Annotated in this window: 25 protein-coding genes and 1 tRNA gene; 9 read left to right on the plus strand and 17 right to left on the minus strand. The window is 47.7% G+C overall.

Annotated elements, in window-relative coordinates:
- Positions 1-32: 32 nt before the first annotated feature.
- The 4 genes from ACW9JV_RS11830 to ACW9JV_RS11845 all read right to left on the minus strand — a co-directional run bounded on the left by ACW9JV_RS11830 (position 33) and on the right by ACW9JV_RS11845 (position 3,357).
- Positions 33-686 carry a lytic transglycosylase domain-containing protein gene (locus tag ACW9JV_RS11830; RefSeq protein ID WP_457334460.1) on the minus strand — a complete coding sequence of 218 codons (654 nt, stop codon included), beginning with the start codon at positions 684-686 and terminating at the stop codon, positions 33-35.
- A gap of 123 nt (positions 687-809) precedes the next feature.
- Positions 810-1,649 carry an HAD hydrolase family protein gene (locus ACW9JV_RS11835; RefSeq protein ID WP_457334461.1) on the minus strand — a complete coding sequence of 280 codons (840 nt, stop codon included), beginning with the start codon at positions 1,647-1,649 and terminating at the stop codon, positions 810-812.
- A gap of 122 nt (positions 1,650-1,771) precedes the next feature.
- Positions 1,772-2,140: a YlbF family regulator gene (locus ACW9JV_RS11840; RefSeq protein ID WP_457334463.1), complete on the minus strand. Its 369-nt coding sequence runs from the start codon at positions 2,138-2,140 to the stop codon at positions 1,772-1,774.
- A gap of 80 nt (positions 2,141-2,220) precedes the next feature.
- Complete coding sequence (locus ACW9JV_RS11845; RefSeq protein WP_457334465.1) at positions 2,221-3,357, minus strand: DUF445 domain-containing protein; 1,137 nt, start codon at positions 3,355-3,357, stop codon at positions 2,221-2,223.
- A gap of 177 nt (positions 3,358-3,534) precedes the next feature.
- Between ACW9JV_RS11845 and ACW9JV_RS11850 the strand changes: the two genes are divergently transcribed.
- Entirely contained in the window at positions 3,535-3,687 is a 153-nt protein-coding gene (locus ACW9JV_RS11850; RefSeq protein ID WP_457334756.1) for a hypothetical protein, read from the plus strand.
- 121 nt (positions 3,688-3,808) lie between these two features.
- On the opposite strand, the gene ACW9JV_RS11855 is transcribed toward ACW9JV_RS11850, so the two are convergent.
- Entirely contained in the window at positions 3,809-4,021 is a 213-nt protein-coding gene (locus ACW9JV_RS11855; protein WP_457334467.1) for a small, acid-soluble spore protein, alpha/beta type, read from the minus strand.
- Between the two features lie 201 nt (positions 4,022-4,222).
- On the opposite strand from ACW9JV_RS11855, the gene ACW9JV_RS11860 reads away from it, so the two are divergent.
- From ACW9JV_RS11860 to ACW9JV_RS11870, 3 genes are all read left to right on the plus strand, one after another.
- Positions 4,223-4,843: an NAD(P)-dependent oxidoreductase gene (locus ACW9JV_RS11860; RefSeq protein WP_457334469.1), complete on the plus strand. Its 621-nt coding sequence runs from the start codon at positions 4,223-4,225 to the stop codon at positions 4,841-4,843.
- A 107-nt stretch (positions 4,844-4,950) separates the two neighbouring features.
- On the plus strand, positions 4,951-5,508 hold the full coding sequence (locus tag ACW9JV_RS11865) for a LemA family protein (protein ID WP_457334471.1): 558 nt from the start codon (positions 4,951-4,953) through the stop codon (positions 5,506-5,508).
- Positions 5,509-5,653: 145 nt separating this feature from the next.
- The gene (locus tag ACW9JV_RS11870; protein ID WP_457334750.1) at positions 5,654-6,886 is read left to right on the plus strand and encodes an aminopeptidase; all 1,233 of its coding nucleotides are present in this window, start codon (positions 5,654-5,656) and stop codon (positions 6,884-6,886) included.
- Between the two features lie 272 nt (positions 6,887-7,158).
- On the opposite strand, the gene ACW9JV_RS11875 is transcribed toward ACW9JV_RS11870, so the two are convergent.
- A complete protein-coding gene (locus ACW9JV_RS11875; protein WP_457334473.1) occupies positions 7,159-8,562 on the minus strand; it encodes a SpoVR family protein in 1,404 nt (467 codons plus the stop codon).
- Between the two features lie 162 nt (positions 8,563-8,724).
- On the opposite strand from ACW9JV_RS11875, the gene ACW9JV_RS11880 reads away from it, so the two are divergent.
- Positions 8,725-8,955, plus strand: a complete 231-nt coding sequence (locus ACW9JV_RS11880) for a hypothetical protein (protein WP_457334475.1) — start codon at positions 8,725-8,727, stop codon at positions 8,953-8,955.
- 21 nt (positions 8,956-8,976) lie between these two features.
- Complete coding sequence (locus ACW9JV_RS11885) at positions 8,977-9,249, plus strand: acylphosphatase (protein WP_457334477.1); 273 nt, start codon at positions 8,977-8,979, stop codon at positions 9,247-9,249.
- A gap of 27 nt (positions 9,250-9,276) precedes the next feature.
- Here ACW9JV_RS11885 and ACW9JV_RS11890 read toward each other — a convergent pair whose 3' ends face one another.
- The 4 genes from ACW9JV_RS11890 to ACW9JV_RS11905 all read right to left on the minus strand — a co-directional run bounded on the left by ACW9JV_RS11890 (position 9,277) and on the right by ACW9JV_RS11905 (position 13,159).
- Entirely contained in the window at positions 9,277-10,113 is an 837-nt protein-coding gene (locus tag ACW9JV_RS11890; RefSeq protein WP_457334480.1) for an arylamine N-acetyltransferase, read from the minus strand.
- 38 nt (positions 10,114-10,151) lie between these two features.
- Positions 10,152-10,667, minus strand: coding sequence for a GrpB family protein (locus ACW9JV_RS11895; RefSeq protein WP_457334482.1), 516 nt, complete (start codon positions 10,665-10,667; stop codon positions 10,152-10,154).
- A gap of 144 nt (positions 10,668-10,811) precedes the next feature.
- Positions 10,812-12,548, minus strand: coding sequence for a phospho-sugar mutase (locus tag ACW9JV_RS11900; RefSeq protein ID WP_457334484.1), 1,737 nt, complete (start codon positions 12,546-12,548; stop codon positions 10,812-10,814).
- A 47-nt stretch (positions 12,549-12,595) separates the two neighbouring features.
- Positions 12,596-13,159, minus strand: a complete 564-nt coding sequence (locus tag ACW9JV_RS11905; RefSeq protein ID WP_457334486.1) for a glycerol-3-phosphate responsive antiterminator — start codon at positions 13,157-13,159, stop codon at positions 12,596-12,598.
- A 168-nt stretch (positions 13,160-13,327) separates the two neighbouring features.
- Here ACW9JV_RS11905 and msrA point away from each other — a divergent pair, with 168 nt between their 5' ends.
- Together msrA and ACW9JV_RS11915 are read left to right on the plus strand one after the other, a co-directional pair.
- Positions 13,328-13,843, plus strand: a complete 516-nt coding sequence (msrA, locus tag ACW9JV_RS11910; protein ID WP_457334752.1) for a peptide-methionine (S)-S-oxide reductase MsrA — start codon at positions 13,328-13,330, stop codon at positions 13,841-13,843.
- Between the two features lie 98 nt (positions 13,844-13,941).
- Positions 13,942-14,018 (plus strand) — tRNA-Pro (locus tag ACW9JV_RS11915).
- 179 nt (positions 14,019-14,197) lie between these two features.
- Here the strand turns inward: ACW9JV_RS11915 and ACW9JV_RS11920 are convergent.
- From ACW9JV_RS11920 to ACW9JV_RS11935, 4 genes are all read right to left on the minus strand, one after another.
- Positions 14,198-14,521, minus strand: coding sequence for a YbjQ family protein (locus tag ACW9JV_RS11920; RefSeq protein WP_457334488.1), 324 nt, complete (start codon positions 14,519-14,521; stop codon positions 14,198-14,200).
- Positions 14,522-14,584: 63 nt separating this feature from the next.
- Positions 14,585-15,751: a sporulation protein YhbH gene (gene yhbH / locus ACW9JV_RS11925; protein WP_457334490.1), complete on the minus strand. Its 1,167-nt coding sequence runs from the start codon at positions 15,749-15,751 to the stop codon at positions 14,585-14,587.
- A 173-nt stretch (positions 15,752-15,924) separates the two neighbouring features.
- On the minus strand, positions 15,925-16,476 hold the full coding sequence (gene lepB / locus ACW9JV_RS11930; protein ID WP_457334492.1) for a signal peptidase I: 552 nt from the start codon (positions 16,474-16,476) through the stop codon (positions 15,925-15,927).
- A gap of 121 nt (positions 16,477-16,597) precedes the next feature.
- Complete coding sequence (locus ACW9JV_RS11935) at positions 16,598-18,493, minus strand: PrkA family serine protein kinase (RefSeq protein WP_457334494.1); 1,896 nt, start codon at positions 18,491-18,493, stop codon at positions 16,598-16,600.
- A 177-nt stretch (positions 18,494-18,670) separates the two neighbouring features.
- Between ACW9JV_RS11935 and ACW9JV_RS11940 the strand changes: the two genes are divergently transcribed.
- Complete coding sequence (locus ACW9JV_RS11940; RefSeq protein WP_457334495.1) at positions 18,671-20,533, plus strand: transglycosylase domain-containing protein; 1,863 nt, start codon at positions 18,671-18,673, stop codon at positions 20,531-20,533.
- A gap of 12 nt (positions 20,534-20,545) precedes the next feature.
- Here the strand turns inward: ACW9JV_RS11940 and ACW9JV_RS11945 are convergent, their stop codons facing one another.
- The 3 genes from ACW9JV_RS11945 to trmL form a co-directional block, all read right to left on the minus strand.
- The gene (locus ACW9JV_RS11945; protein ID WP_457334497.1) at positions 20,546-21,103 is read right to left on the minus strand and encodes a DUF5366 family protein; all 558 of its coding nucleotides are present in this window, start codon (positions 21,101-21,103) and stop codon (positions 20,546-20,548) included.
- 75 nt (positions 21,104-21,178) lie between these two features.
- Complete coding sequence (locus ACW9JV_RS11950) at positions 21,179-21,598, minus strand: antibiotic biosynthesis monooxygenase family protein (protein ID WP_457334499.1); 420 nt, start codon at positions 21,596-21,598, stop codon at positions 21,179-21,181.
- Positions 21,599-21,817: 219 nt separating this feature from the next.
- Positions 21,818-22,291, minus strand: a complete 474-nt coding sequence (gene trmL, locus ACW9JV_RS11955) for a tRNA (uridine(34)/cytosine(34)/5-carboxymethylaminomethyluridine(34)-2'-O)-methyltransferase TrmL (protein ID WP_457334501.1) — start codon at positions 22,289-22,291, stop codon at positions 21,818-21,820.
- Positions 22,292-22,335: the final 44 nt, after the last annotated feature.

The following is a 22,335-nucleotide window of genomic DNA, read 5'->3' on the forward strand; positions in this document are numbered from 1 at the left end:
ATTCAGGAGGCCGGACGGATGTGCAGGGTCGATCAGCCCGGATGCCTGGAATCTGCGTCCGGAAGGGAGACCGGTTCAGGATTGTTTTCATATGCTTCGGAGAATGAAAGGACTTCTTCCACATACCAGTCCGCCTGGTTGTATTGAAACAACGCCTCACGAAGTTCACCATCGGCCGCTCCGTTGGCGGCCAGGTAGTTTGCCGTCGAAAAGACGGCATCTTCCACGTTATAAGGATCTGCTCTGCCGTTTCCATCTGCATCCACGCCGTATCCCCCGTGTTCTTCTATAGATGCAGTATCTGTCAGCGCTTCACGGGAAATGTCGATGTCACCTTTGCCCTGACAGCCTTCATAAGTCCATCCGATAAAAGAGCATGGCATGAACTGGGTATGGCCGACCGCACCATCCGGACTTTCCAGCTCGTCCATGGTGGAAAACACCGTCTCCACACGGTGCACCGCTGCCAGTACTTCCCATGAAACACTGTACTTCTCTTCCGCCGATTTGTAGACAGAAAGGTATTCTTCGGGTACTTGATTTGCTTCAAAGGACGTGTGTTCTTTTTCGCGGAGAGGAGGCTCGTCCTCGGCAGCCGTATTCCAGAGCATGGCTGCCGCAAGAAAAAGGATGGTTAATATGACAAGTGCTGAAGGAATCCGTTTTTGTTGTCGAACTGCTGCCAATGTCGATCCCTCCTGCCACCATCATAAACAAAAACCATTGTTGTATCCAGCAGAAGATCGGTGAACAATATATTTTCGTGCAAATTAAAAAAGGCGCCCCGTCTGCCGGGACACCTGTGCTTGTTACACTTCCATTTTCATCTGTTTGCGGAATACTTCTTTCACCATGTAAGCGAGGCCGTTTTGATCGTTGGATCTTGTAATCCAGTCTGCGTGCTGCTTCACCTCTTCGGGACTTTGTCCCATCGCCACCCCGATATCCGCTAAATCCAGTACAGAAATATCGGCGGTACCAGATCCGATGTAAATCATTTCCTCGCGTTCCAACCCCAGCTCTGCCATCAGCCAGGTTAACGCGTGTTCCTTGGACGCTTCCTCTTTTTTAATCGTCAACGCACTCTCATCCTGTTCTACTTTGATACCCGGTATCTGCTCCAGCAGAAGCCGGCGGCAATGTTGTGCGTCGCGGCTGCTTTCGAAATGACCGAACAGCCGCAGCGCACTCAGATGCTTTTCCGCCGCCGCAGCCGAAATCTTCTCGGTATAGGTTTTTGGCTGGAAGAGTCCTTCCCCTAAACTGAACTGGATTTTTCCCAGTACATTTTTCGATGCCGGCTGCTTATTTTCCCATTCATAGTCCTGGCTTTCCAGCTGGATGCGGCATGGATACATCTCCATACAGGCTGCTGCATCATACACCATTTCCGCCGGCATCCGGGATTCCAGAATCGGTGCACCGGACTGTCCGGCTGTAAGCGCGCCGCCGTGACAAATCATTTCATGGCCGATTTTTAAATGACGGGCCACCTTTTTGGCGGCTCCAAAACTGCGGTTCGTCACAAGTACCGTATATACTCCCTTGTTCCGCACAAAATCAACAGCATCTTTTGTCTCACGACTCATTCTGTCATTTGATTTCAGAAGTACTCCGTCAATGCTCATAGCAAGCAGTCGATATCCCACGTCATGTCCCTCCTTGGCACCTGGCCTGGTCTACCGTCATCCTATGCAGGCGGAGGCAGTCTTAGAACAGGCTGCTTAAGGATACAAAAAACCGGCAGATTCTCTGCCGGCCGGTATCCATATTACTGTTCCTCTTCCATTTGATCTTCCGGGGATCCGTAAAGATCTTCAAGAGGTTCTGTAATGATTTTGTTGAGATCCTGGATGGTGGTGCTCATCTGTTGCTCTATTTCCATCAGTTTGGAAATGACTTCGTGCTGCTGCACCATTTCAAACTGCTTCTGCGCCTGGTTGATTTCTTCCTCCGTCGGCTGTTCACCCTGCATCTGCTTTTGCTGCAGCTCCAACTGCAGGGAACGGAAATTATCAAGCATACGTTTTGCTACTTCATCATTTTCCACTTCTTCATGAAGGTTTTTCAGGTTTTGGAATTCGTCGCTGTCTCTCAGTTCCTGAGATAATTCGCGAGCCTTGTCATATACATTGGACATGTCATAGTCCTCCTTTTTACAATCTTCACCGAGCATAACACGAATGAAACATAGAAATCATCCATTTATCCATGATTCTTTTAACCAAAGGGCAGGAAAAACACGAGCAATCCCTGGAATAAACCGACAAATGCTCCAAGCAGCGCCCCAAGATAGGTGATCATCTTGAATTCGCGTCTGGAGATCGTAAGTACTACCGCTTCCAGCCTCTCCACAGAAAAAGTATCCACCTGTTCCCGTACCACCTCGTCCAGGTTCAACGTGTCGAAAAGAACGGAAAGCCTGTCCATCACAAAAGCCTGCATCTGATTAACGACGTCAGGTACCCACTGCTCCACAATGGTTTCTTCATAGGCAGGCGCCCATTCCGATAAAGGACGGTCCAGATAATCAAAGAAAGGGACCTCTTTTTCAAGAAACGACATCAGTTCCTCTGATGCGGCGCTGGTATGAATATAGGGCTGTACGTTCGACAAGGGGGTTTTCTTCCATCTCTCCCACTCTTGTTCCAGCATGTTTTTGACGAACGTCTCAGAGGCTTCATCTTCAAAAAAACGAACGATTTCGGGCTGCAGTTTTTCAATGATTTTGTCGCTGCCGAACATCGACCCCAGCAAATTCAACATCGAACCTTTACCCTGGAGAAATTTATCAAGAAGCAGGTGCAGCTGTCGCTGTCCCTCTTCTCCCCGGAAATAATCCGCCCCTCTGGCTGTCACTGTCGAAGCAAAAACCGGTATCAGGTTGTCCCCTTTCTTGATAAGCGGTTCCGGCAGGATATCCTGTAAGGCTGCATCCTTGTTTTTTTCAAGCCATGCATCCATCGAGTTCTGCAAATAAGATCGGGACCATTCTTCGACAGGAAGGCTGCGGCCGGCTGTTTTTTCTGCGATCTGCCTCAATGTCGAGGAATCATGAAGAATAGACGAGGTCTCCTTGATGACCCAGTTCTGGATGTTTTTATGAAAATGACTTTCCTGCAATTTGTTGCGGAGACCGTCCGGAGTAAGCAGGTGATTTACGACCATTTTCCCCATCTGTTCCGCCATTTCTTTTCTCCGCTTCGGTATAAGACCCGGTGTAAAAGGCAGCCTTCGATTTCCTATATACACCGGATGAAGGGGTCGGAACAGCATCTTGATGGCAAGGGAATTCGTCACTCCCCCGATCAGGGATCCTATCGCTGTCATCACCGCGATCATCAGAAGAGTATCCATGTATGAACTCCTTTATTCTTTCGGTTCAATTTTAAGACCATTCTTACTTTATCAATTTGTGACCGGCGGGGCAAGTCATACCTGCCGTTGTCATTTTCAGGGCCGGTGGATTTCCATGATCTGTCGTACATAATCGGAGACATCGCGGGGACACTGATAACAGAAGGAGGAGTTGGTGTGTCCAGTTCGGAAAAAGAAAAGAATCTGCAGTATGATGAAGACCGCATGATCAACGAAGGACTCGCCGGCGGTACTGTCCGACGGCCGGAAGATAAGGGCCAGATTGATGAGGCCAGGGACCTTCCAGAAGAAGAACCTCCCAACCATTAAAAAAGTCCGGTTCTGTACCGGGCTTTTTCTGATCATCATGATTTCGTTCCCAATAAAAAGGGGGCTGCCCCGGTGCTGCAGTGCAGCACCTTCAGACAGCCCCTCCAGCCATAATATTTAATTACTGCTGCGGACCTTGGCCGCCGCCCATTTGCTGTTCAGCCATCTGTACAAGACGCTTGGTGATCTCTCCCCCAACAGAGCCGTTGGAACGGGATGTGGCGTCTGCACTAAGCTGAACCCCGAATTCCTGTGCAATTTCAAACTTCATTTGGTCCATTGCCTGCTGTACGCCAGGCACGACCAGTTGATTAGAGCTGTTGTTGTTGGCCATGTGTCTCACCTCCTCTTGGTATCTATAGTTTGTTACGAATCCGGGACACTATGCTGTTAAATATATAGTAAATTCAGGTAAAGAAAATGACTCCTGCTGCAGAAGTACTGCCACACGGTGCTGTGGATGAGTTGTATCCGGACAGGAAGTATGTTTGTATAGAGAAAAGATGCATCGGCAGAAGAAAGGATAGAACAGAATATGATTATTTCCTTGTTTGGAGCAACCGGCAGAGTCGGAAACAGGCTGCTTGCCATGCTTCTTCGTGACGGCCATCATGTCAAGGTACTCGTTCGGTCTCCGGAAAAACTCGAAAACCATCCCGCACTGGAGATCATAAACGGAAACGTCCTTTCGGACACGGACGTAAAAACTGCCGTCCCCGGCGCTGATATCGTTGTCAGCACACTCGGTACAGATAAGCAGAATACGCTCCAGCGCTCCTTTCCGGGGATCATCGAAGCGATGAAAAAAGAAGACATCAAACGCTTCATCGCAACAGGGACGGCGGGTATATTGAATGCCCGGCATAACCCATCCATTTTCCGTTTTGAATCGAACGAATCGAAACGACGCAGCACAACAGCCGCCAGGGACCATGCCGAAGCTTACCGGCTGCTGCAGCAGTCCTCCCTGAACTGGACGATCGTTTGTCCCACCTATCTGCCCGATGGCGAAGCATCCGGCAGATTCCGGACAGAAGCGGATGTTCTCCCAGAAGAAGGAAGCAGTATAACGACGGGGGATACCGCTTTGTTTCTGTATCAGCTTATAAAAGGGGAAGCATCTTTTTTCCGCCTGCGGGCTGGACTGGCTTACTAATATCATCCAATCATGATATACTAACGAAAAGAATAGGATAAGATGAGAGGAATACCTGTTACATAAAGGAACAGATTGGGTAAACAAAAAGGAAAGGAGGGAGTCTCTTGTCGATCTTCGGTGCTGTTCTCGGAATCGTGATCATTGTCGCGCTCATCAGCTGGATTGTCGGCTACAATGCCCTGATCAAATATCTGAACTGGGTCGAGGAAGCATGGGCGCAGATTAACACACAGCTCGAACGGAAAATGCATGCCATTCCATCCCTGATTGACACCATCCAGCCTTACGCCAAACATGAGCAGCAGGCGCTGGAAAAGGTAGTGGAATTACGGAGCCGTCTCATGTCTCCGCATACCACCCGCACAGAGCAGCTTCAGATCAATGAAGAACTCCGTAAAGCAGTTGAACCGTTATTTGCCGTGAAGGAAGAACAGCCTGAACTACGGCAGAACGAAGAATATGTGCAGCTGGAGCAGAATCTTCAGGACGCGGATCAAAAAATCCAGAGGGCTGTCATGATTTACAATAATACCGTTCAGAAATATAACACCAAGATTCAATCCCTGCCGGCAAATTTTGTTGCCAACATACACAGTTTTAAAGAACGGAAACAACTGGATCTGCCCGAGCAGACATCTAAAAACATCAAACTCTCATCATAAGGAAAAATCACCTTTCTCTTCTGGAATGGTGATTTTTTTCTTTCCTTGTTGTCCATCCTAAGAAAAAGCAATACACCCATTTGTGCAGCAAAGGTATGTTACAATAATCCCGCACACATAAACCTGTCAGAGAAGGTGAATAATGATGAAACCATTTGATGAAACCCTGAAAGATTATGCGGATCTCGCTGTTCGTAAAGGCGTCAATGTGCAGGAAGGGCAGACACTCTTTGTTTCCGCTCCGATCACAGCCTCGTCTTTTGTCAGGACCATCGCTGAAAAGGCGTATGATGCCGGAGCCAAACATGTGCACGTCGACTGGGTGGATGAAACCCTCACGAGATTGAAATACGACAAAGCTCCTCGGGAAGCTTTTAAGGAATTCCCGCAGTGGATTGCCCGCGGCCGGGAAGAACTTGCGGAAAATGGAGCGGCTTTTATTACAGTCAAATCGACTGACCCGGATTTATTGAAAGGGGTCGATCCCGACAAAATTGCCGACGCCAATAAAGCAGCCGGTGAAGCAATGGAAACGTTTCGTTCCTACATCCAGTCCGATAAAGTAAGCTGGCTCGTCATTGCCGCTCCTTCGCCGGGCTGGGCACAGAAAGTATATCCTGACGACAGCCCGGAAGAAGCGGAGAGTAAATTATGGAACGCGATTTTCAAAGCTGTCCGGGCCGATCTCGACGACCCGGTGGCAGCCTGGGAAGCTCACGACAAAAAACTCCGCGAAAAAGCTGCGGTGTTAAATGATAAGCGCTACAGCGAACTTCGCTATAAAGCTCCCGGCACGGATCTGTCCATTAAACTTCCGGAAGGTCATATCTGGGTCGGCGGCGGCGGACCGAACAGTGACGGCGTCCATTTCATCGCCAACATGCCGACCGAAGAAGTATTCACCGTACCGGAAAAAACAGGCGTGAACGGGTATGTCACCAATACAAAACCGCTCAATTACAGCGGGAACATTATTGACGATTTCACGATTCACTTCACCGACGGTAAAATTACCGATTACAGCGCCGGGGAAGGTGGAGAGACCCTGAAAAATCTTATTGAAACCGATGAAGGGTCAAACTATCTCGGGGAGGTTGCGCTCGTTCCGCACAGCTCACCTATTTCCCAGTCCGGTGATTTGTTTTACAATACACTCTTCGATGAAAACGCCTCGAGCCATCTGGCGATTGGAAGCGCCTATGCATTCTGCCTCGAAAACGGCGCAGATATGACAAAAGAGGAAAAAGAAAAACACGGGCTGAATTCCAGTATCACCCATGTCGACTTTATGATCGGCAGTGCGGACATGGATATCGACGGCATTCTACCCGACGGCACCTCCGAACCCGTCATGCGGAACGGAGAATGGGCGGGGTGAAAATTGGAAAGTCCGAACTGATTCATTTATTGATGAATCGTTCGGACTTTTTATTTTATAATGGTTTTTCCCATTCCTCTGCTTTTTCTGGACACTTCAAAAGCCGTACTGTCCGTAACATCTGAATTGCGACCATCTAACAGCCCTCACCGGTAAAAATGGCTGGAAAATAAAATTACCTGCCATTTTCACCATATCCATGAGAAAAGTGTCTATTTATTATATTTTATGGACATTTCCCCACCATCCCTGTCAAAAATGGCATTTACTTTTTACAGTCCCTGGCGGAAAACCTTTCTTCCGTTGTACGAAAAGAGAACCGGACTTTCTTCGAGTACCGTTTCGACGTGGACTGTCCTGCCCCAAAGCTGATAAAGATAAGGCAGTGTTTTCTCGAGATAGGTCACATCGAGCTCTTCTTCCTCATAACGGTGAGTGATATACAACTCTCCTTTTTTTTCGTAATCTCCGTCCGTAACCACAAGATAAGGAAAACCGCCGTTCACCCTTGAACGGATCAGCTGATCTTTCACCTGCTGCCATTCTTTATCTACAATCGTATATTCACGGCCCTGCTTTTGAAACACATACATGTCTTCCTGCTGCACCAGTTCTTTAGTTACGTAGTTGCGTATAAAGGATGTATCGGTCTCCAGCTCCCTCACTTCAAACAATTTGTCTCTCCCGCTTCCCGGTTTGACACCTGCCTGTGTTAATGCGTCGTCGGGATGATCCCATCGTTCTTCTATGGTTTCAAAAATCCTCAGACCGAGATGATACGGATTGACCGAGGTCCGCGAAGGCTGAATGACGCCGGCATTCAATTTCGCAAATTCCACTCCTTCTTCCGGAGCAAGGTCAAGCTCTCTCATAATTCGGGCGTGCCAAAAAGACGCCCAGCCCTCATTCATAATTTTGGTTTCGAGCTGGGGCCAGAAATACAGCATTTCCTCCCGTATCATCGTCAATACATCGCGCTGCCAGTCTTCCAGTTCGCGGCTGTGTTCTTCAATAAAAAGAAGCAGATCCTTTTCTTCTCTAACCGGGAACGGTTTTTTCCTTTTTGGCGGAGGAGCCGTTTCTTTCGTTTCGCCAATGGTCCAAAGATCTTCATATGGCCCGGGGTTTTCCGCGCCGTTTCCAGACGGTTCTTCCTCTTCTTCACCTTCCCGGCGCATCAGGCTTGGATCAATATGTTCCTGCACGGCCAGCACCGCGTCAAGAAAGGCTTCCACTTCCCTTTTTCCGTACATGTTTTCGTAATGGGATATCCGTTCCGCCGCTGCCGCCATACTCTCCACCATATCCTTACGGGTGCCGGCAAACCGGATGTTGTTTTTGAAAAAATCACTGTGGGCAAGCACATGGGCCACGATTAATTTATTCTGCACGAGAGAGTTGCTGTCCAAGAGAAACGCATAGCACGGATTAGAATTAATGACGAGTTCATAAATTTTACTGAGGCCGAGATCATAATGCACTTTCATTTTGTGAAAATTCTTTCCGAAACTCCAATGCGCGTACCGGGTCGGCATGCCGTATGCGCCGAATGTATATATAATGTCCGCCGGACAGATTTCATACCGCATCGGGTAAAAATCGAGACCGAAATGTTGCGCTATTTCTGTTATTTCGTCAATGGCCCGGTGCAGCTCTTTTTCATCGAGAGTCTGCATGAAGGTCCCTCCTCCCTTTTACTTCTACTATATGAAAAGAGCACAAAAGCATGAACAACAGATTGTTGCGTTCCTGGATTGAAGAAGGAAAGGCGGGAAAGGTACAATAATACAGGAGAAGGTCAGTCTCATGAGGAAATAACCTGAAATCGGGGGATAGAGATGGAACTTGTTCGATGCAAAAAAGATGTCGTTAAAAAACTTGGTCATGATTTTGTGGAAATCGATCCGCCGAAAATACTGTTTAAGGCTGATTATTTCTATCCTGTCTTTCAGGATCGCTACGGAGCGTGGGTCGCTTCTGATGAAGAAGGCGAGGCTCATGTCATATCAGAAACTCCGGATCATGTGGATGCGGACCCGTGGTTTGATACGTATTTTAAAAAGGTATAACACGCACAGGAGGTGTTCGCGATGTTGAAACGTCATGTCATTGTACATGGAACCGTACAGGGCGTCGGATTCCGCCAGTTCACCACCACTGAAGCCAGAAAAGCCGGTGTCAATGGCTGGGTGCGGAACAAAACAGACGGAACCGTGGAAATAAAAGCAGAAGGAAGCGAAGAGGCAATGAATGCATTTATCGACGCAGTAAAAGCCGGCCACCGGTTTGCGTCCGTCACAGACGTGGATATTTCCGCGGCCGACGAAGTGGAACACGGAGGATCCTTCACCGTTCATTATTAAAGGACAGCCCTGCCGGCTGTCCTTTTTTCAATGGTGGCGGAAAATGTCGATGTCGCTTTTTTCAAGCTGTTTCAGGGCTCCTTCGACGGGTAGATCCGGCATACGGAACTCGTCGGCCAGCACCTGCTGCAGCGCATCTTTGTCCGGAAGATCTTTGGTGAGCACAGACCCGCTGCCGTACCGGATCGTAAATTTCCGGTTCGTAAGCGACAACCCCCTTCTCTTATCCGGTTCCCAGAGCTGGCAGCGGAGCATATTCATAAACAGCGCATCGTCACGAAAGGTAGAGGCGATCCACGGCATAAAATCATCCATTGTCATATTCGCATAAATAGAGAACGTCCATTTTTTATGGGTGATCTGCCCATTTCTGGTGCGGATATACGTATAAAACCCGCTGTCTTTTCCAGGCAGAAAGAGAAGCCGCTCACCGGCAAACGGCGGAATCGAATGTTTCCGTCCGTGAAAGGGAATCGGATCGAATAATGGCGCCGTTGTGCCGACATCTACATACAGCAGCCTTTTACCGGACGCCGGATCTTTCATAATTAAAGCCATATGTTCTTCCCCCGGGCGGATCAGCCACCCCTCAAAACCAAGGGCCGTAAGAAGCTGAAACAGGCAGGCGTTCAGTGTAAAACATGTCCCGCCGCTCTGATTGGCTTCATGGGCATCCAGAAACCGCCGGACATCCGTGACCGTGTCTATCTCCATCCCGTCCGCGGCCATAAGCAGCTTGCTCACATTTTCAAACGGAAATGTACGGACGTGAGCCCGGATGATTCGTTTCAGGTATTTCCTTGAGGGTATTTCTTTTTTCAGATGAAGGATATTTAAATAACGGTCAAGCCAGGCAGTAGACATGATCTGCTCCTTTTTCATTCTGCATACAATTAAAAACTCTACATATTCTTCTCTTTACGTGCTAAACCAATTATTTTTTGTATAAAAGGTTCCTTAAGGTTTGTATATTGGATTCGTTCATGTTTACTAGCAAGTTCCTTCTTTAGGTGGAGATATTCTTCGAATGCTTCTTTATGTGACTTTAGGTAATCTCTGAATAGTATGATATTCTCCCATTCTTTACTATTACCTTCATATACATGTAAATGGTGAGTTCCTGCTCCCCATTCTCCTCTTCTAAAAAACCTTCTTTGTGGAAAATCTTCTTTAGGAACATACTCATAGCCGATTTCATCTAAACGCTTTATTACTTGACTATCTACACTGTCAAAAGACTTTACTGCAACTGCAATATCAATTAACGGTTTAGCCCACATTCCAGGAACAGAAGTACTCCCAACATGTTCAATTTGTACACATTTATCAGAAAAGATATTACTTATTTTCTTTTTATCTTGTTCATGCATGACTTTCCATTGTGGATTATAAGGCTGTAATTCAACTAGTTTAACCACCTTCTACCACCCCATCTTATGTATTTTTCTTTGGAATAAATTCTGAAAAAGCGTAAGTATACATATGAAAACTCCGGAAAAACAGCCGTCTTCCGGAGTTTCTATTTTATCCCGGTACAGGGGGCCGCCCGAAATCAGCGGCCGTTATGCGTAATCATTTACTTTCTTCATCACTTCATTTTTCAAGTGAAGAAGGGCGTTATCGGCTTCTTGTTCCGTATCTTCTCTGACACCGAAATAAAATTTGATTTTCGGCTCTGTGCCGGATGGACGGATACAGCACCAGGAACCGTCTTCCATCATGTATTTTAACACGTTGGATACCGGAAGTTCGATTGTTTCTTTTTGACCCGTCTGTACGAAGGTCCTCTCCCGGGTCTGATAATCTTCCGCCACTTCCACCTTCCGTCCGTTCAGAACGGTTGGAGGATCTTCCCGGAATTCCCGGAGCAGGGTTTCAATTTTGCGGATTCCTTCCACGCCTTTCAGTGTTAGAGAATCGAGGGTTTCTTTGTAATACCCGTATTTTTCGTATAAGGTGTGAAGTCCATCATGAAGCGTTTTCCCCTGCTGTTTATACCATAGAGCCATTTCTGATGCCGTCAGGGCTGCCTGCACTGCATCTTTATCGCGTACGATACTGCTTATCAGATACCCGTAGGATTCTTCATAGCCGAACTGAAAGGAGTATTCTCCGGTTTCTTCAAACTGCCTGATTTTTTCACCAATGAATTTAAACCCGGTCAAGGTATCAATCACGGTCTGCCCGTAGTGCTCTGCCACTGCCCGGCCGAGTTCCGAGGTAACAATGGTTTTCATGACAACACCGTTCTCCGGCAGCATCCCTTTCTCCCGGCGTTCCGAAAGCAGGTATTCCAGCATGAGTGCACCGGTCTGGTTGCCGTTTAACAGTTCATAATCTTCCTCTTCGTTCTGTGCGGCAATGCCGATGCGGTCCGCATCCGGATCGGTTGCAATGAGAATATCGGCGTTCGTCTTCTTTCCTTCTTCCACCGCAGCTTCAAATGCCGCTTCCTCTTCCGGGTTCGGGCTGTCCACCGTGGAAAATTCCGGGTCCGGCAGCGCCTGCTCCTGGACGACGTGCACATGTTGAAAACCGCTTGTTTCCAGGAGACGGGTCACTGGAATATTGGCTGTACCGTGTAGCGGTGTGAAAACAATCGATAGACCGTCTCCTTCCTGCTGGACCATCTCAGGATTTACCATAATCGTCTGGAGATCGTCATTGTAGGCGTGATCAATATCCTCACCTATCACTTTCAAGAGACTCGATGCTTTCATTTCGTTTTCGTCCGCCGTCTCTACAGCCAGTTCATTCTCCACAGACTCCACCTCAGCCATTAACGCTTCAGCCGGTTCCGGAGGCATCTGCCCGCCATCACTGCCATACACTTTAAATCCGTTGTATTCCGGCGGATTATGACTCGCGGTTACCATGATTCCGGCAAATGCACCCAGGTGGCGGACGGCATAGGACAGCTCCGGTGTCGGGCGCAGTTCCTGAAAAATATAGGTCTGAATATCATGAGCTCCGAGGGTCAAAGCCGCTTCCATAGCAAAGGAAGGGGAGCGGTGCCTGGAGTCAAAAGCAATGACAACTCCTTTTTCTTTGGCAGTGCTCCCGTATTCTTCTATGTATCGTGCCAGACCTTCGGCCGCTCTCCGGATCGTGTACCGGTTCATACGGTTTGTGCCGGGGCCGATTTCGCCGCGCATGCCGCCCGTCCCAAATTCCAGGTATTTGTAAAAATGATCTTCCAGTTCGTCTTCCTTTCCTTCCATGGACTGCAGCTGCTCTTTCAAATCCTTATCCAGTCCCACCGCTTCATTCCAGCGCTTCCAATGTTCTCTCCAATCCATCTTTTCACTCATCCTTTCCAGATGTCGCCTGTTCTATCTATATACCCTCAGCTTCCGCTCGAAAAACTCTCCTGCCATAGCTCCCTCCGCGTTGTCGAAATGGCCTGGGCCCCGGCCCGGAATGCCTCCTCCGCGTCGTGCCTGTTTCGGATAAAGCCGCCCGCGAGCAGGGGGCGGCCGGTCGTTTCCGCAATTTCCTCTATGATTTCAGGCATTCTTCCGGGCAGCACTTCAATCACATCGGGACCTACTTCTTCTACAATTTTATAACTCGTTTCCAGCGCGCTCGAATCAATCAGAAACAAACGCTGAATCGTGAGAAGACCGTGTTTTTTAGCACTCGTCAGCACCTGCCTCCTCGTTGATATTAACCCGTGGGGCCTTATCTGCTGACATAGAAACTGAGCCGCAGATTCATCATGGCCGAGCCCCTGAATCAAGTCCGCATGAATAATGAGATTTTTTCCGGCGCGGGATGCCAGTTGTGTCATGCTTTTCAGCTGTGTCAGCCTGGAGTTCAGAAGAATGACATATGTATGACGGGTCTCGAGTATTTTTTCAAACTCTTTTTCTGAACGAGCGGCCGGAATAATAGGTTCGTTCTGAAACATGGGAACGTTTCCTTTCTGTGAACAGTCTCTCATTCCATCATAAAAAAAATAATCGGACTTTTCCACTTTATCCGCACATTTCATTTGATTGTATTCTCGATTTATCATCTGCTATAATTTGCTGGTATTCCACACACGGGAGGATAACGGATGAATACAGAACAAAGAATCGAAAAAGCGACATTTGCCGGGGGCTGTTTCTGGTGCATGGTCAAACCGTTCGATGAAATGGAAGGGATTCACAGCATCACTTCCGGTTACACCGGCGGGCATACCGCCAATCCGTCCTATGAAGATGTGAAAACCGGAGAGACCGGACACCGCGAGGCCGTACAGATTGAATTTGACCCGGATGTATTTCCCTACGAAAAACTATTGTCCCTGTACTGGCCGCAGATTGACCCGACCGATGACGGCGGCCAGTTCCATGACAGAGGACCGCAGTACAGAACTGCCGTTTTTTATCACAATGAAACACAGCGGCAGCTGGCGGAAAAAACGAGGCAGGAAGTGGCAGACAGCGGCCGTTTTAAAGAGCCGGTCGTCACAGAAATTCTTCCGGCCACCATCTTTTATCCGGCTGAATCCCATCATCAGGATTTTTATAAAAAAGAAAAAGAAACCTATCTCGAAGACCGCCGAAAATCCGGCCGGGATGAATTTATTGAAAAACATTGGCGTTAATCCGGGCCGCCGATGTTTTTCATCCTTCTTAAAACACCTGAACAAAAGGATTGAAATACGCCAGTACTTATAATACAATGAATCTTGTCTGACACATACGGGATGTAGCTCAGCTTGGTAGAGCACAGGCATGGGGTGCCTGGGGTCGCAGGTTCAAATCCTGTCATCCCGACCATGAATGTATATAATTACCCAAACGCACGAATCCGCAGGTAACAGCGGATTCTTTTTTATGGCCGTTTAGTAAATACCGGAGGATTTGTAAAACTCTATCAACTTATAACGAAAAAATCCGAACGATGATCGACGCCGCGGAGCAGCGTTGGAGACCAGCGTCCGGATCCGTACTCGTTCTTATTCTTTTTTCTCCAGCTTTACTGCAGTGCCGAAGACCATGACTTCAGATGTCCCGCTCATGATGGAAGAGGAGGAATAGCGGATGCCTACGACCGCATCAGCGCCCCATTCTTCCGCTTTCTCTTTCATCTCCTTTTCTGCGTCGTCCCGCGCTTCAAGAAACATTTCTTCGTACTCTTTCATTTTCCCGCCGACCATAGACCGCAGATTGCCAATCATATCCTTGCCGACATGTTTCGCACGGACCGTATTTCCTTTTACAATACCAAGGGCCTCGACAATTTCATACCCCGGGACATGTTCTGTTGAGACAATAATCATGCTGCTCCCCCATTTCTGTGTTTTACTGATTTACGGGCGGGGGCCGGGGCCGGTTTCACTCTTTTATGCCATTTCGGCTTCCTTTTTTGAAAAAAACCACGTAAGAGCTTCAAACACATCCGCTTTATTTTTTAAGACGTAATAACGGAACCTCTCATCTTCAATGTTGCGGTAGGACTGCAGCAGGGTCGAATGACGCTGGTACTGGTTTACTTCGGCATAACCGACCATGCTGGACACTTCCATCAGTTCCTTCAGCAGACGGAGGCATTTTGGGTTATCGGACGTTAAGTTGTCACCGTCGGAGAAATGAAAAGGGTAAATGTTATATAATTCCGGCGGATAATCGGCATCAATCGTTTCCAGTGCTTTTCCATAAGCAGAAGAACAGATGGTTCCCCCGCTTTCGCCTTTGGAAAAAAAGTTTTCCTCACTCACCCGCTTTGCTTCGGTATGGTGGGCAATGAATTCGATATCGACCGTTTCATATTTCGTCCGTAGAAACCGGACCATCCAGAAGAAAAAACTGCGCGCCATAAATTTTTCCCATCGGCCCATAGAACCTGACGTATCCATCATCGCAAGAATTACGGCTCTTGATTCGGGTTTGACTTTTTCATTCCATGTCTTGAAACGCAGATCCTCATCCGAAATCGGATTGATCCTCGCTTTCCCTTTCAGCGCATTGCGTTTGATGGCAGAGAGGATGGTTTTCCGCTTATCAATGTTTCCCATCAATCCCTGTTTGCGGATATCATCAAATTCAATGTCTTCGATAATCAGCTCATCCTGCTCTTTTTTCTGGAGGTTGGGCAGCTCCATTTCATTGAACAGCAGTTTTTCCAGTTCCGCCAGGGAAACTTCCGCTTCATAATAGTCGGAGCCCGCCTGATCCCCAGGACGGGATCCTTTTCCTTTTTCTTTTTTCTGTCCTCCCGGTTCCCGGGCAATGACATCTCCTTCCTGGCTGTTTCCATCTCCCTGCCCGGTATATTTATTGTTGTCGGTATTGTATCGTATTTTATATTCATCCATGGAACGGATCGGTATGCGTACGACATCACGGCCGTTGGACATAATAATATCTTCCTCGGTGATCAGATCCGGCAGATTGTTTTTGACGGCTTCCTGTACTTTTTCCTGGTGCCGGCGCTGATCCTGGTGGCCTTTCCGGTGAAGGGACCAATTTTCCTTTGAAATGACATAACTTCGGTTTGCTTTTTCTGACATAAAAGGGTCCCCCTTCCCCTCACGTTTTCTACTTGAACCTGAATACTTTATCGTATGCGGGGAAGAGGACAAATTTGCAGCATTATTCTGAATAAAATACAAGCATGAAGCAAAAAGAGAAGGAGGCGTCTCCACAAGACCTCCCCCTTCTTTAAGCACCCGGATATACAACTTTATCTCATGACTGTAAATTCATCCACCGGCCAGTACCGGATGTTGGCTTTACCGACTACTTCATCCAGATCCACAAAGCCGATCTGGCGGCTGTCCATGCTGTTGCGGCGGTTATCCCCGAGCACAAAGATTTTGCCTTCCGGAACCGTTTCCTCCCCGGTTATCTCTTCCAGAGTGAAATCGGAAGTGAACGGTTTTCGTTCCGCGTCGCTTCGGTAAGGTGCCAGGTATTCTTCTGCTACGGCTTCTCCGTTGACATACAGCTGGTCATCTTCGTAACGGACCGTATCTCCGGGCAGCCCGATGACCCGTTTAATATAATCGCTTTCTTCGTTGGCATGGAACACAATCAAATCGAAACGATCCGGCTGGGAAAATTCATACCCTATTTTATTAATAATCAGCCGCTCCCCGTTTTCAATGGTCGGCATCATCGATTCCCCGTGCACCATATAATTGGCAAAGAAAAATGTCCTTACGATTAAAACAATAATGACGACTACGGCGAATGTTTTGATCCAGTCCCATATTTCCCTGGCTATCGTATTCATTTTTATTCCACCATCCTATCTCTTTTAATAATGTATCATGACTCATCGCTGTCAGCAATTCATCAGGTGGTGGATAAAAAATGAACCCTGTGACCTTGACGAGTCACAGGGTACGAAAGCATCAGCGGTTTAACAGGCTCCCTACATAGCGGAGCAGCTCGTTGGCGGAGACAGAATTGTAACCGTGTTCGTCAATCAGCCGGGCGATGACTTCATTGATCTTTTTCAGCTGTGACTCATCCGGCGTTTTCGTCGAAGTGGTGATTTTAACGACGTCTTTCAAGTCGGCGAACAGTTTCTGCTGGATCGCTTCCCGCAGCCTTTCATGAGAATTGTAGTCGAACTTTTTCCCTTTCCTGGCATAGGCGGAAATACGGATCAGAATTTCTTCACGGAAGGCGCGTTTAGCGTTTTCCGAAATGCCGATCTGTTCTTCAATGGAGCGCATCAGTTTTTCATCAGGGCTCATTTCCTCCCCGGTCAACGGATCTTTTAATTTGTTTTTGTTACAGTAGGCTTCCACATTGTCGAGATAATTGTCCATTAATGTTTTCGCCGATTCTTCATACGAATACACGAAGGCCTTCTGCACCTCTTTTTTTGCTGCTTCATCGTATTCTTTCCGGGCTGCTGCGATGAAATCGAGATATCTTTCTTTATCTTCGTCAGAGATGGAAGCATGCTGGTCAAGCCCGTCTTTCAGAGAGCGCAGAACATCGAGCGCATTAATGGATTCTACGTCCTTACGGATGATCGCCGACGAGATCCGGTTGATGACATAACGCGGATCAATGCCGTCCATCCCTTCCTCCTGGTATTCTTTCTTCAGCTCTTCAACATCCTGTTCCTTATACCCTTCCAGTTCTTCTCCGTCATACAGCTTCATTTTCTTGACAAGGTCCACACTTTGGTTCTTCGGTTCTTTCAGCCTTGTTAAAATCGAAAAAATCGCGGCGGTCCGCAGCGCGTGAGGCGCAATATGAACACCCGCCATATCACTGCCGTCTATCATTTTTTCATATATGCGCTCTTCTTCACTGACTTTCAGATTGTAGGGAATATTCATGACGATAATCCGGGAATGCAGGGCTTCGTTCTTTTTGTTATTGATAAACGCCTTGTATTCCGCTTCGTTGGTATGAGCGACAATCAGTTCATCAGCACTGATCAGCGCAAAACGACCGGCTTTGAAGTTTCCTTCTTCGCTTAGGGAGAGAAGATGCCAGAGAAATTTTTCGTCGCATTTCAGCATTTCCTGAAATTCCATAATGCCCCGGTTCGCTTTGTTTAATTCCCCGTCAAACCGATACGCCCGCGGATCTGATTCCGATCCGTATTCAGCAATCGTCGAGAAATCAATACTTCCCGTAAGATCGGCAATATCCTGGGATTTCGGGTCGGACGGACTGAAGGTCCCGATACCAACACGCTTATCTTCGGAAAAGAAAATCCGTTCCACCATGACATCTTCTATGTTTCCGTTATACTCTTTTTCCAGACGCATCATATTTAACGGCGAGAGATGTCCTTCCACCCTGATGCCATATTCTTCATAGAAATCATCCCGGAGATGAGGAGGAATCAGATGAAGCGGATCTTCATGCATCGGGCAGCCTTCGATTGCATACACCGCTCCGGCGTCGGTTCTTGAATACTGTTCGAGCCCCCGTTTCAGCATCGTTACAATCGTCGATTTCCCTCCGCTCACCGGGCCCATCAGCATTAATATTCGTTTCTTGACATCCAATCTGCGTGCGGCAGAATGAAAATATTCTTCCACCAATTTTTCAAGCGGCTCCTCCAGTCCGAAAATATCTCCACCGAAAAAGCGGTACATTTTATGATTATCTTTTTCGAACACCCCTGCATCTTTGATCATATTATATACCCGGGAATGGGCGGACTGGGCAATATATGGATGCTCTTTCACCATTTCCAGGTATTCCTTAAAGGTGCCCCTCCATTCCAGCCGTCTTTCATTTTCCCGGTGTTCCCGGATTTTATTAATAATCTCCAACGTTCGAGCCTCCCCTTTCCTGCTTGATAAAGTGTAACGAAAACAGTACAGTCTGCTTTCAGGTTTTGTCCGCGTATTACTTCTATCTCTATGCGAAAATTGGTGGAACATAACCGCCTCTTCTGCCGATATAAGAAGAGGAAAATCATTCGTCCACCTGAAAAGAGGGAAAGCATCATGAGAACATTTTTGGGATGCCTGTTTATTTCGGCATTCATGGTATTATTTTCTGTATTTCTGCTTGGGGTACTTGAAGAAGAAAACGAAGCAGCCTCCCTGGAGGAGAAGTTGGAGGAAATCGACATCGAGGACCCGTCCATTGCGAAAAACAGTTACATATATGATGAAAAAGGCGGGGTTATCTCTGAAGTGTCAAAAGGCCCGAACCGTCGTTATCTTGATTTCGAAGATATTCCCCGTACCGTAAAACAGGCATTTCTTTCGACAGAAGACAGGCATTTTTTTGAACATAAAGGCGTCGATATGACGGCGGTTGCCCGTGCTTTGGCGGTCAATACCCGGGCGGGAAGCATTGAAGAAGGCGGAAGTACGATCACCCAGCAGACGGTCCGGAACCTGTTTTTAACCCATGAACAGTCCTATAACCGCAAATTGAGTGAAGTCCTCTATTCATACCAGCTGGAAGAAGAATATACAAAGGAGGAAATTCTTGAGTTTTATGTGAATACGATCTATTTTCAGAACGGGATTTACGGATTTGAAACAGCTGCCCGCTATTATTTTGGAAAACCGAGCAGCCGGCTCTCCCTTGCAGAAACAGCTTTTCTTGCTGCCGTGCCGGCCAATCCGTCCCATTATGATCCGTTAACAAGGAGCCGGAACACCAAAAAACGGCAGGAATGGATTCTTGCAAAAATGCAGGAAACCGGGGCCATCTCAAGCCGTCAGGCCGAAAAAGCGGAGCAGGAATCTATCAAACTGAACGTAACCGAAAGCACGGAATTGTATCCCGATTACACCTTTTATGTGGAACATGAGTTAAAACAGCTCATCAGCATCGAGGAAGGATTTCAGCGCCGTATGGAACATGCCGGGGAGAAAGAAACCAAAGCGCTGCAGGAAGAACTGAATCAGCGTGTCGAGGAAGTACTGAGATCCGGCGTTCACATCGAGACGTCCCTCGACCCGGAACTTCAGGAAACGCTCACTACAGCCGTCGGAAGCCAACTTGAGGGGAAGAATGGAAATGGAGCAGGAGTCGTGCTGGATCATAACGCCGGCCGAATCAAAGCTGTCAGCGGCGGAAAACATTATGAACCATACAGCTTCAACCGGGCGTTTCAGGCATACAGGCAGCCCGGCTCCGCTATCAAACCGCTGCTCGTTTACGGTCCTTATATGGACTTAACCGAATCCAGCAGACGGGAAGCAGTCGATGCCGGCCGCTACTGCCGCGGGGATTACTGTCCTTCCAATGCTGGCGGCGGCTATTACGGAAAGGTGACACTGGAAACGGCACTGGCACAGTCCTATAACACCGCCGCTCTTCGCTTATTTGAAAAATCCGGTGTTTCAGCATCTTTTTCCTACTTTGATACATTCGGGTTTTCCCGGGTAGATGAGAGAGACCATCAATATGCTGCGGCTCTCGGGGGGCTCTCGCGCGGAGTGACACTCCTGGAGTTGACAAAGGCCTATACCGTCTTTTCGAATCAGGGACACTACTTACCGGCACGCGCTATCGAGCAGGTCACCGATGGGGATGGTAAAGTGTTATATCAATGGGAAGAAAAAAGCCGGCCGGTCTGGAGGGAACAGACCAACCAGGAACTGCGTCATATGATGCGGAGCGTAATGACCGAAGGAACCGGGCGCGGCGCTGCCCCTGAAACCGGGGAATGGAGAGGAAAAACGGGGACAACCAACAACTATCATGACCTTTGGTTCGTCGGCTATAATGAGCAGTACACAGCCGGTGTGTGGCTCGGAAAAGACAATCCGGCGCCGCTGGAACCGGGTCTTCGCAGCACCCATCTTACGCTCTGGAAACAGATTGCCTCAGAGATCGAACAGGAATAGGCTTTCAGCCGCTTAAATCGGCAGGCTTTTAATCAGGCTGTTATACAGGCGGAATCCGGCATAAGCTGTTGCTGCAGCGGCGGCACACCAGAAACTGATATGAAAAAAAATCAGACCGAACATGCCGGCGCCGGACAAAGAGTTCGACATGTTATAAACAACAAAGACAAAGTAAATAAATGTCGCTCCCAAAAAACAGAGAACCATACCGGCAGGCGTCCAGATGAACAGAAGAGAAAGAATACCGGCAAGAAAATAGATCCAGGTGCCTTTTCGTATGTTGGTCAGCTCCATACCGTCCACATCTTTGGAAAAAAACAGGAGAGACAGTTCCATCAATGTATCTGCGATCAATTTCAGCGCGGAAAAGATCATGAAAAAGAACAGCACCAGAAAAAAGAGAAGCGTCATCTGTATACCGGCAGCACTGAAAAACTCCAGCATCCCGGCATACAGGCCGATATCTTTCAGCCAGCCTGAAATCAGACGTTCGCTGTACATGGAAAAAGAAAAACTGAACAGTAAAATCGAAAACAGGGGAAAATAACTCGTTAAATATGTGTTGTTCATTCGTTACCAATCTCCGTATCTTCTTTTAACAGAAAAAGCTGCAGGACAGTTGCTGCAGCTTTTTGGCACCGGCCGTTAAAAATGGTGAATAACCTCAAAAGCTTTCAGACGGCTTCCGGTGGCTGAACTTTTCTTCTCCGAACCGTCGGAATGCTGGTGGGCCTTTTTAAACGCATCGCTGTTCACCCAGTCTTCGTAATGTTGTTTGGACTCCCATTTTGTAAAAACGACCTGATTCCCGTTTTCCTCGTTTTCTTCCAGAAACATAAAATCGAGGCATCCGGGTATGTTTTTCATATTTTCTGTGCTTTTGGCAAACCGATCCTGCATCGTTTCCTTTGCTTCATCCGGGACGTGCAGCTCATTCATGACAACATACATTACGACCACCCTTTCTGTATAAAACCGAACGTTTTGGGCTACATTATGGACTGCTTTTATTATATCAGGAAGCACTCGTTTTACCAAAAACATGAAAAGGATGCGTTTCTTCATTCACAGACTGTCCATTCTCAGGTATAATGGAAAGAAACAATATGCCATAGGGAGGTTTACATAGATGAAACTTGTACTCTTGATCGGACTCTGCATCGCTTTTATGGTTTCGGTTCTTTCGGCAGGATTCGAAGACAAACCTCACAAGCATTAATCATTCCATCGACGAAGAGGGGACGGTCTGAAAGCCGTCTCCTCTTTTCGCTTCGCTTCTCTGTTTTAATCCAGGCCGGGGAACTGCTGCTGGCGGAGCGCTTCGAAAACAACGAGCGCTGCCGAATTGGACAGATTAAACGACCGGACGGCGTTATTCTGCGGAATTCTCAGACACGCCGCTTCATTCCGGGTCGTCAGTGATTCAGGCAGTCCTGTCGTTTCACTTCCGAACACAAAAAAGTAATCCCGTTCCGGATCTTCATAGGACACATCGGTATGCCGGCGCCGGCCGTTCGTCTCTATAAAATAAAACTGTCCGTCCGGCCACTCTTCAAATACTTCTTCCAGCGCATCATGATAATAAATCAGTACATCCGGCCAGTAATCACAGCCGGCCCGTTTCAGCATTTTATCATCGGTCGAAAAACCAAGAGGGCGTATCAGATGCAGGAATGCTCCCGTTCCTGCACAGGTGCGGGCAATATTGCCCGTATTCGCCGGTATTTCAGGATGGTATAAAACAATATGATTGCTCATCAAACGTGCACCTCATCTATTCAATGTAAAACCCGGGTTATTAT

This window comes from Salibacterium sp. K-3, assembly GCF_054052005.1.

What these genes read in the sequence shown, in the direction of transcription:
- ACW9JV_RS11885 (WP_457334477.1), top strand. Translation starts at nt 8,977, where the DNA reads ATGTTGAAACGTCATGTCATTGTACATGGAACCGTACAGGGCGTCGGA.
- ACW9JV_RS11950 (WP_457334499.1), bottom strand. Translation starts at nt 21,598, where the DNA reads ATGAAGAAACGCATCCTTTTCATGTTTTTGGTAAAACGAGTGCTTCCT.
- lepB (WP_457334492.1), bottom strand. Translation starts at nt 16,476, where the DNA reads ATGAATACGATAGCCAGGGAAATATGGGACTGGATCAAAACATTCGCC.
- ACW9JV_RS11890 (WP_457334480.1), bottom strand. Translation starts at nt 10,113, where the DNA reads ATGTCTACTGCCTGGCTTGACCGTTATTTAAATATCCTTCATCTGAAA.
- yhbH (WP_457334490.1), bottom strand. Translation starts at nt 15,751, where the DNA reads ATGTCAGAAAAAGCAAACCGAAGTTATGTCATTTCAAAGGAAAATTGG.
- ACW9JV_RS11860 (WP_457334469.1), top strand. Translation starts at nt 4,223, where the DNA reads ATGATTATTTCCTTGTTTGGAGCAACCGGCAGAGTCGGAAACAGGCTG.
- ACW9JV_RS11855 (WP_457334467.1), bottom strand. Translation starts at nt 4,021, where the DNA reads ATGGCCAACAACAACAGCTCTAATCAACTGGTCGTGCCTGGCGTACAG.
- ACW9JV_RS11900 (WP_457334484.1), bottom strand. Translation starts at nt 12,548, where the DNA reads ATGGATTGGAGAGAACATTGGAAGCGCTGGAATGAAGCGGTGGGACTG.
- ACW9JV_RS11870 (WP_457334750.1), top strand. Translation starts at nt 5,654, where the DNA reads ATGAAACCATTTGATGAAACCCTGAAAGATTATGCGGATCTCGCTGTT.
- ACW9JV_RS11845 (WP_457334465.1), bottom strand. Translation starts at nt 3,357, where the DNA reads ATGGATACTCTTCTGATGATCGCGGTGATGACAGCGATAGGATCCCTG.
- trmL (WP_457334501.1), bottom strand. Translation starts at nt 22,291, where the DNA reads ATGAGCAATCATATTGTTTTATACCATCCTGAAATACCGGCGAATACG.
- ACW9JV_RS11840 (WP_457334463.1), bottom strand. Translation starts at nt 2,140, where the DNA reads ATGTCCAATGTATATGACAAGGCTCGCGAATTATCTCAGGAACTGAGA.
- ACW9JV_RS11940 (WP_457334495.1), top strand. Translation starts at nt 18,671, where the DNA reads ATGAGAACATTTTTGGGATGCCTGTTTATTTCGGCATTCATGGTATTA.
- ACW9JV_RS11905 (WP_457334486.1), bottom strand. Translation starts at nt 13,159, where the DNA reads ATGTTTCAGAACGAACCTATTATTCCGGCCGCTCGTTCAGAAAAAGAG.
- ACW9JV_RS11880 (WP_457334475.1), top strand. Translation starts at nt 8,725, where the DNA reads ATGGAACTTGTTCGATGCAAAAAAGATGTCGTTAAAAAACTTGGTCAT.
- ACW9JV_RS11875 (WP_457334473.1), bottom strand. Translation starts at nt 8,562, where the DNA reads ATGCAGACTCTCGATGAAAAAGAGCTGCACCGGGCCATTGACGAAATA.
- ACW9JV_RS11945 (WP_457334497.1), bottom strand. Translation starts at nt 21,103, where the DNA reads ATGAACAACACATATTTAACGAGTTATTTTCCCCTGTTTTCGATTTTA.
- ACW9JV_RS11920 (WP_457334488.1), bottom strand. Translation starts at nt 14,521, where the DNA reads ATGATTATTGTCTCAACAGAACATGTCCCGGGGTATGAAATTGTCGAG.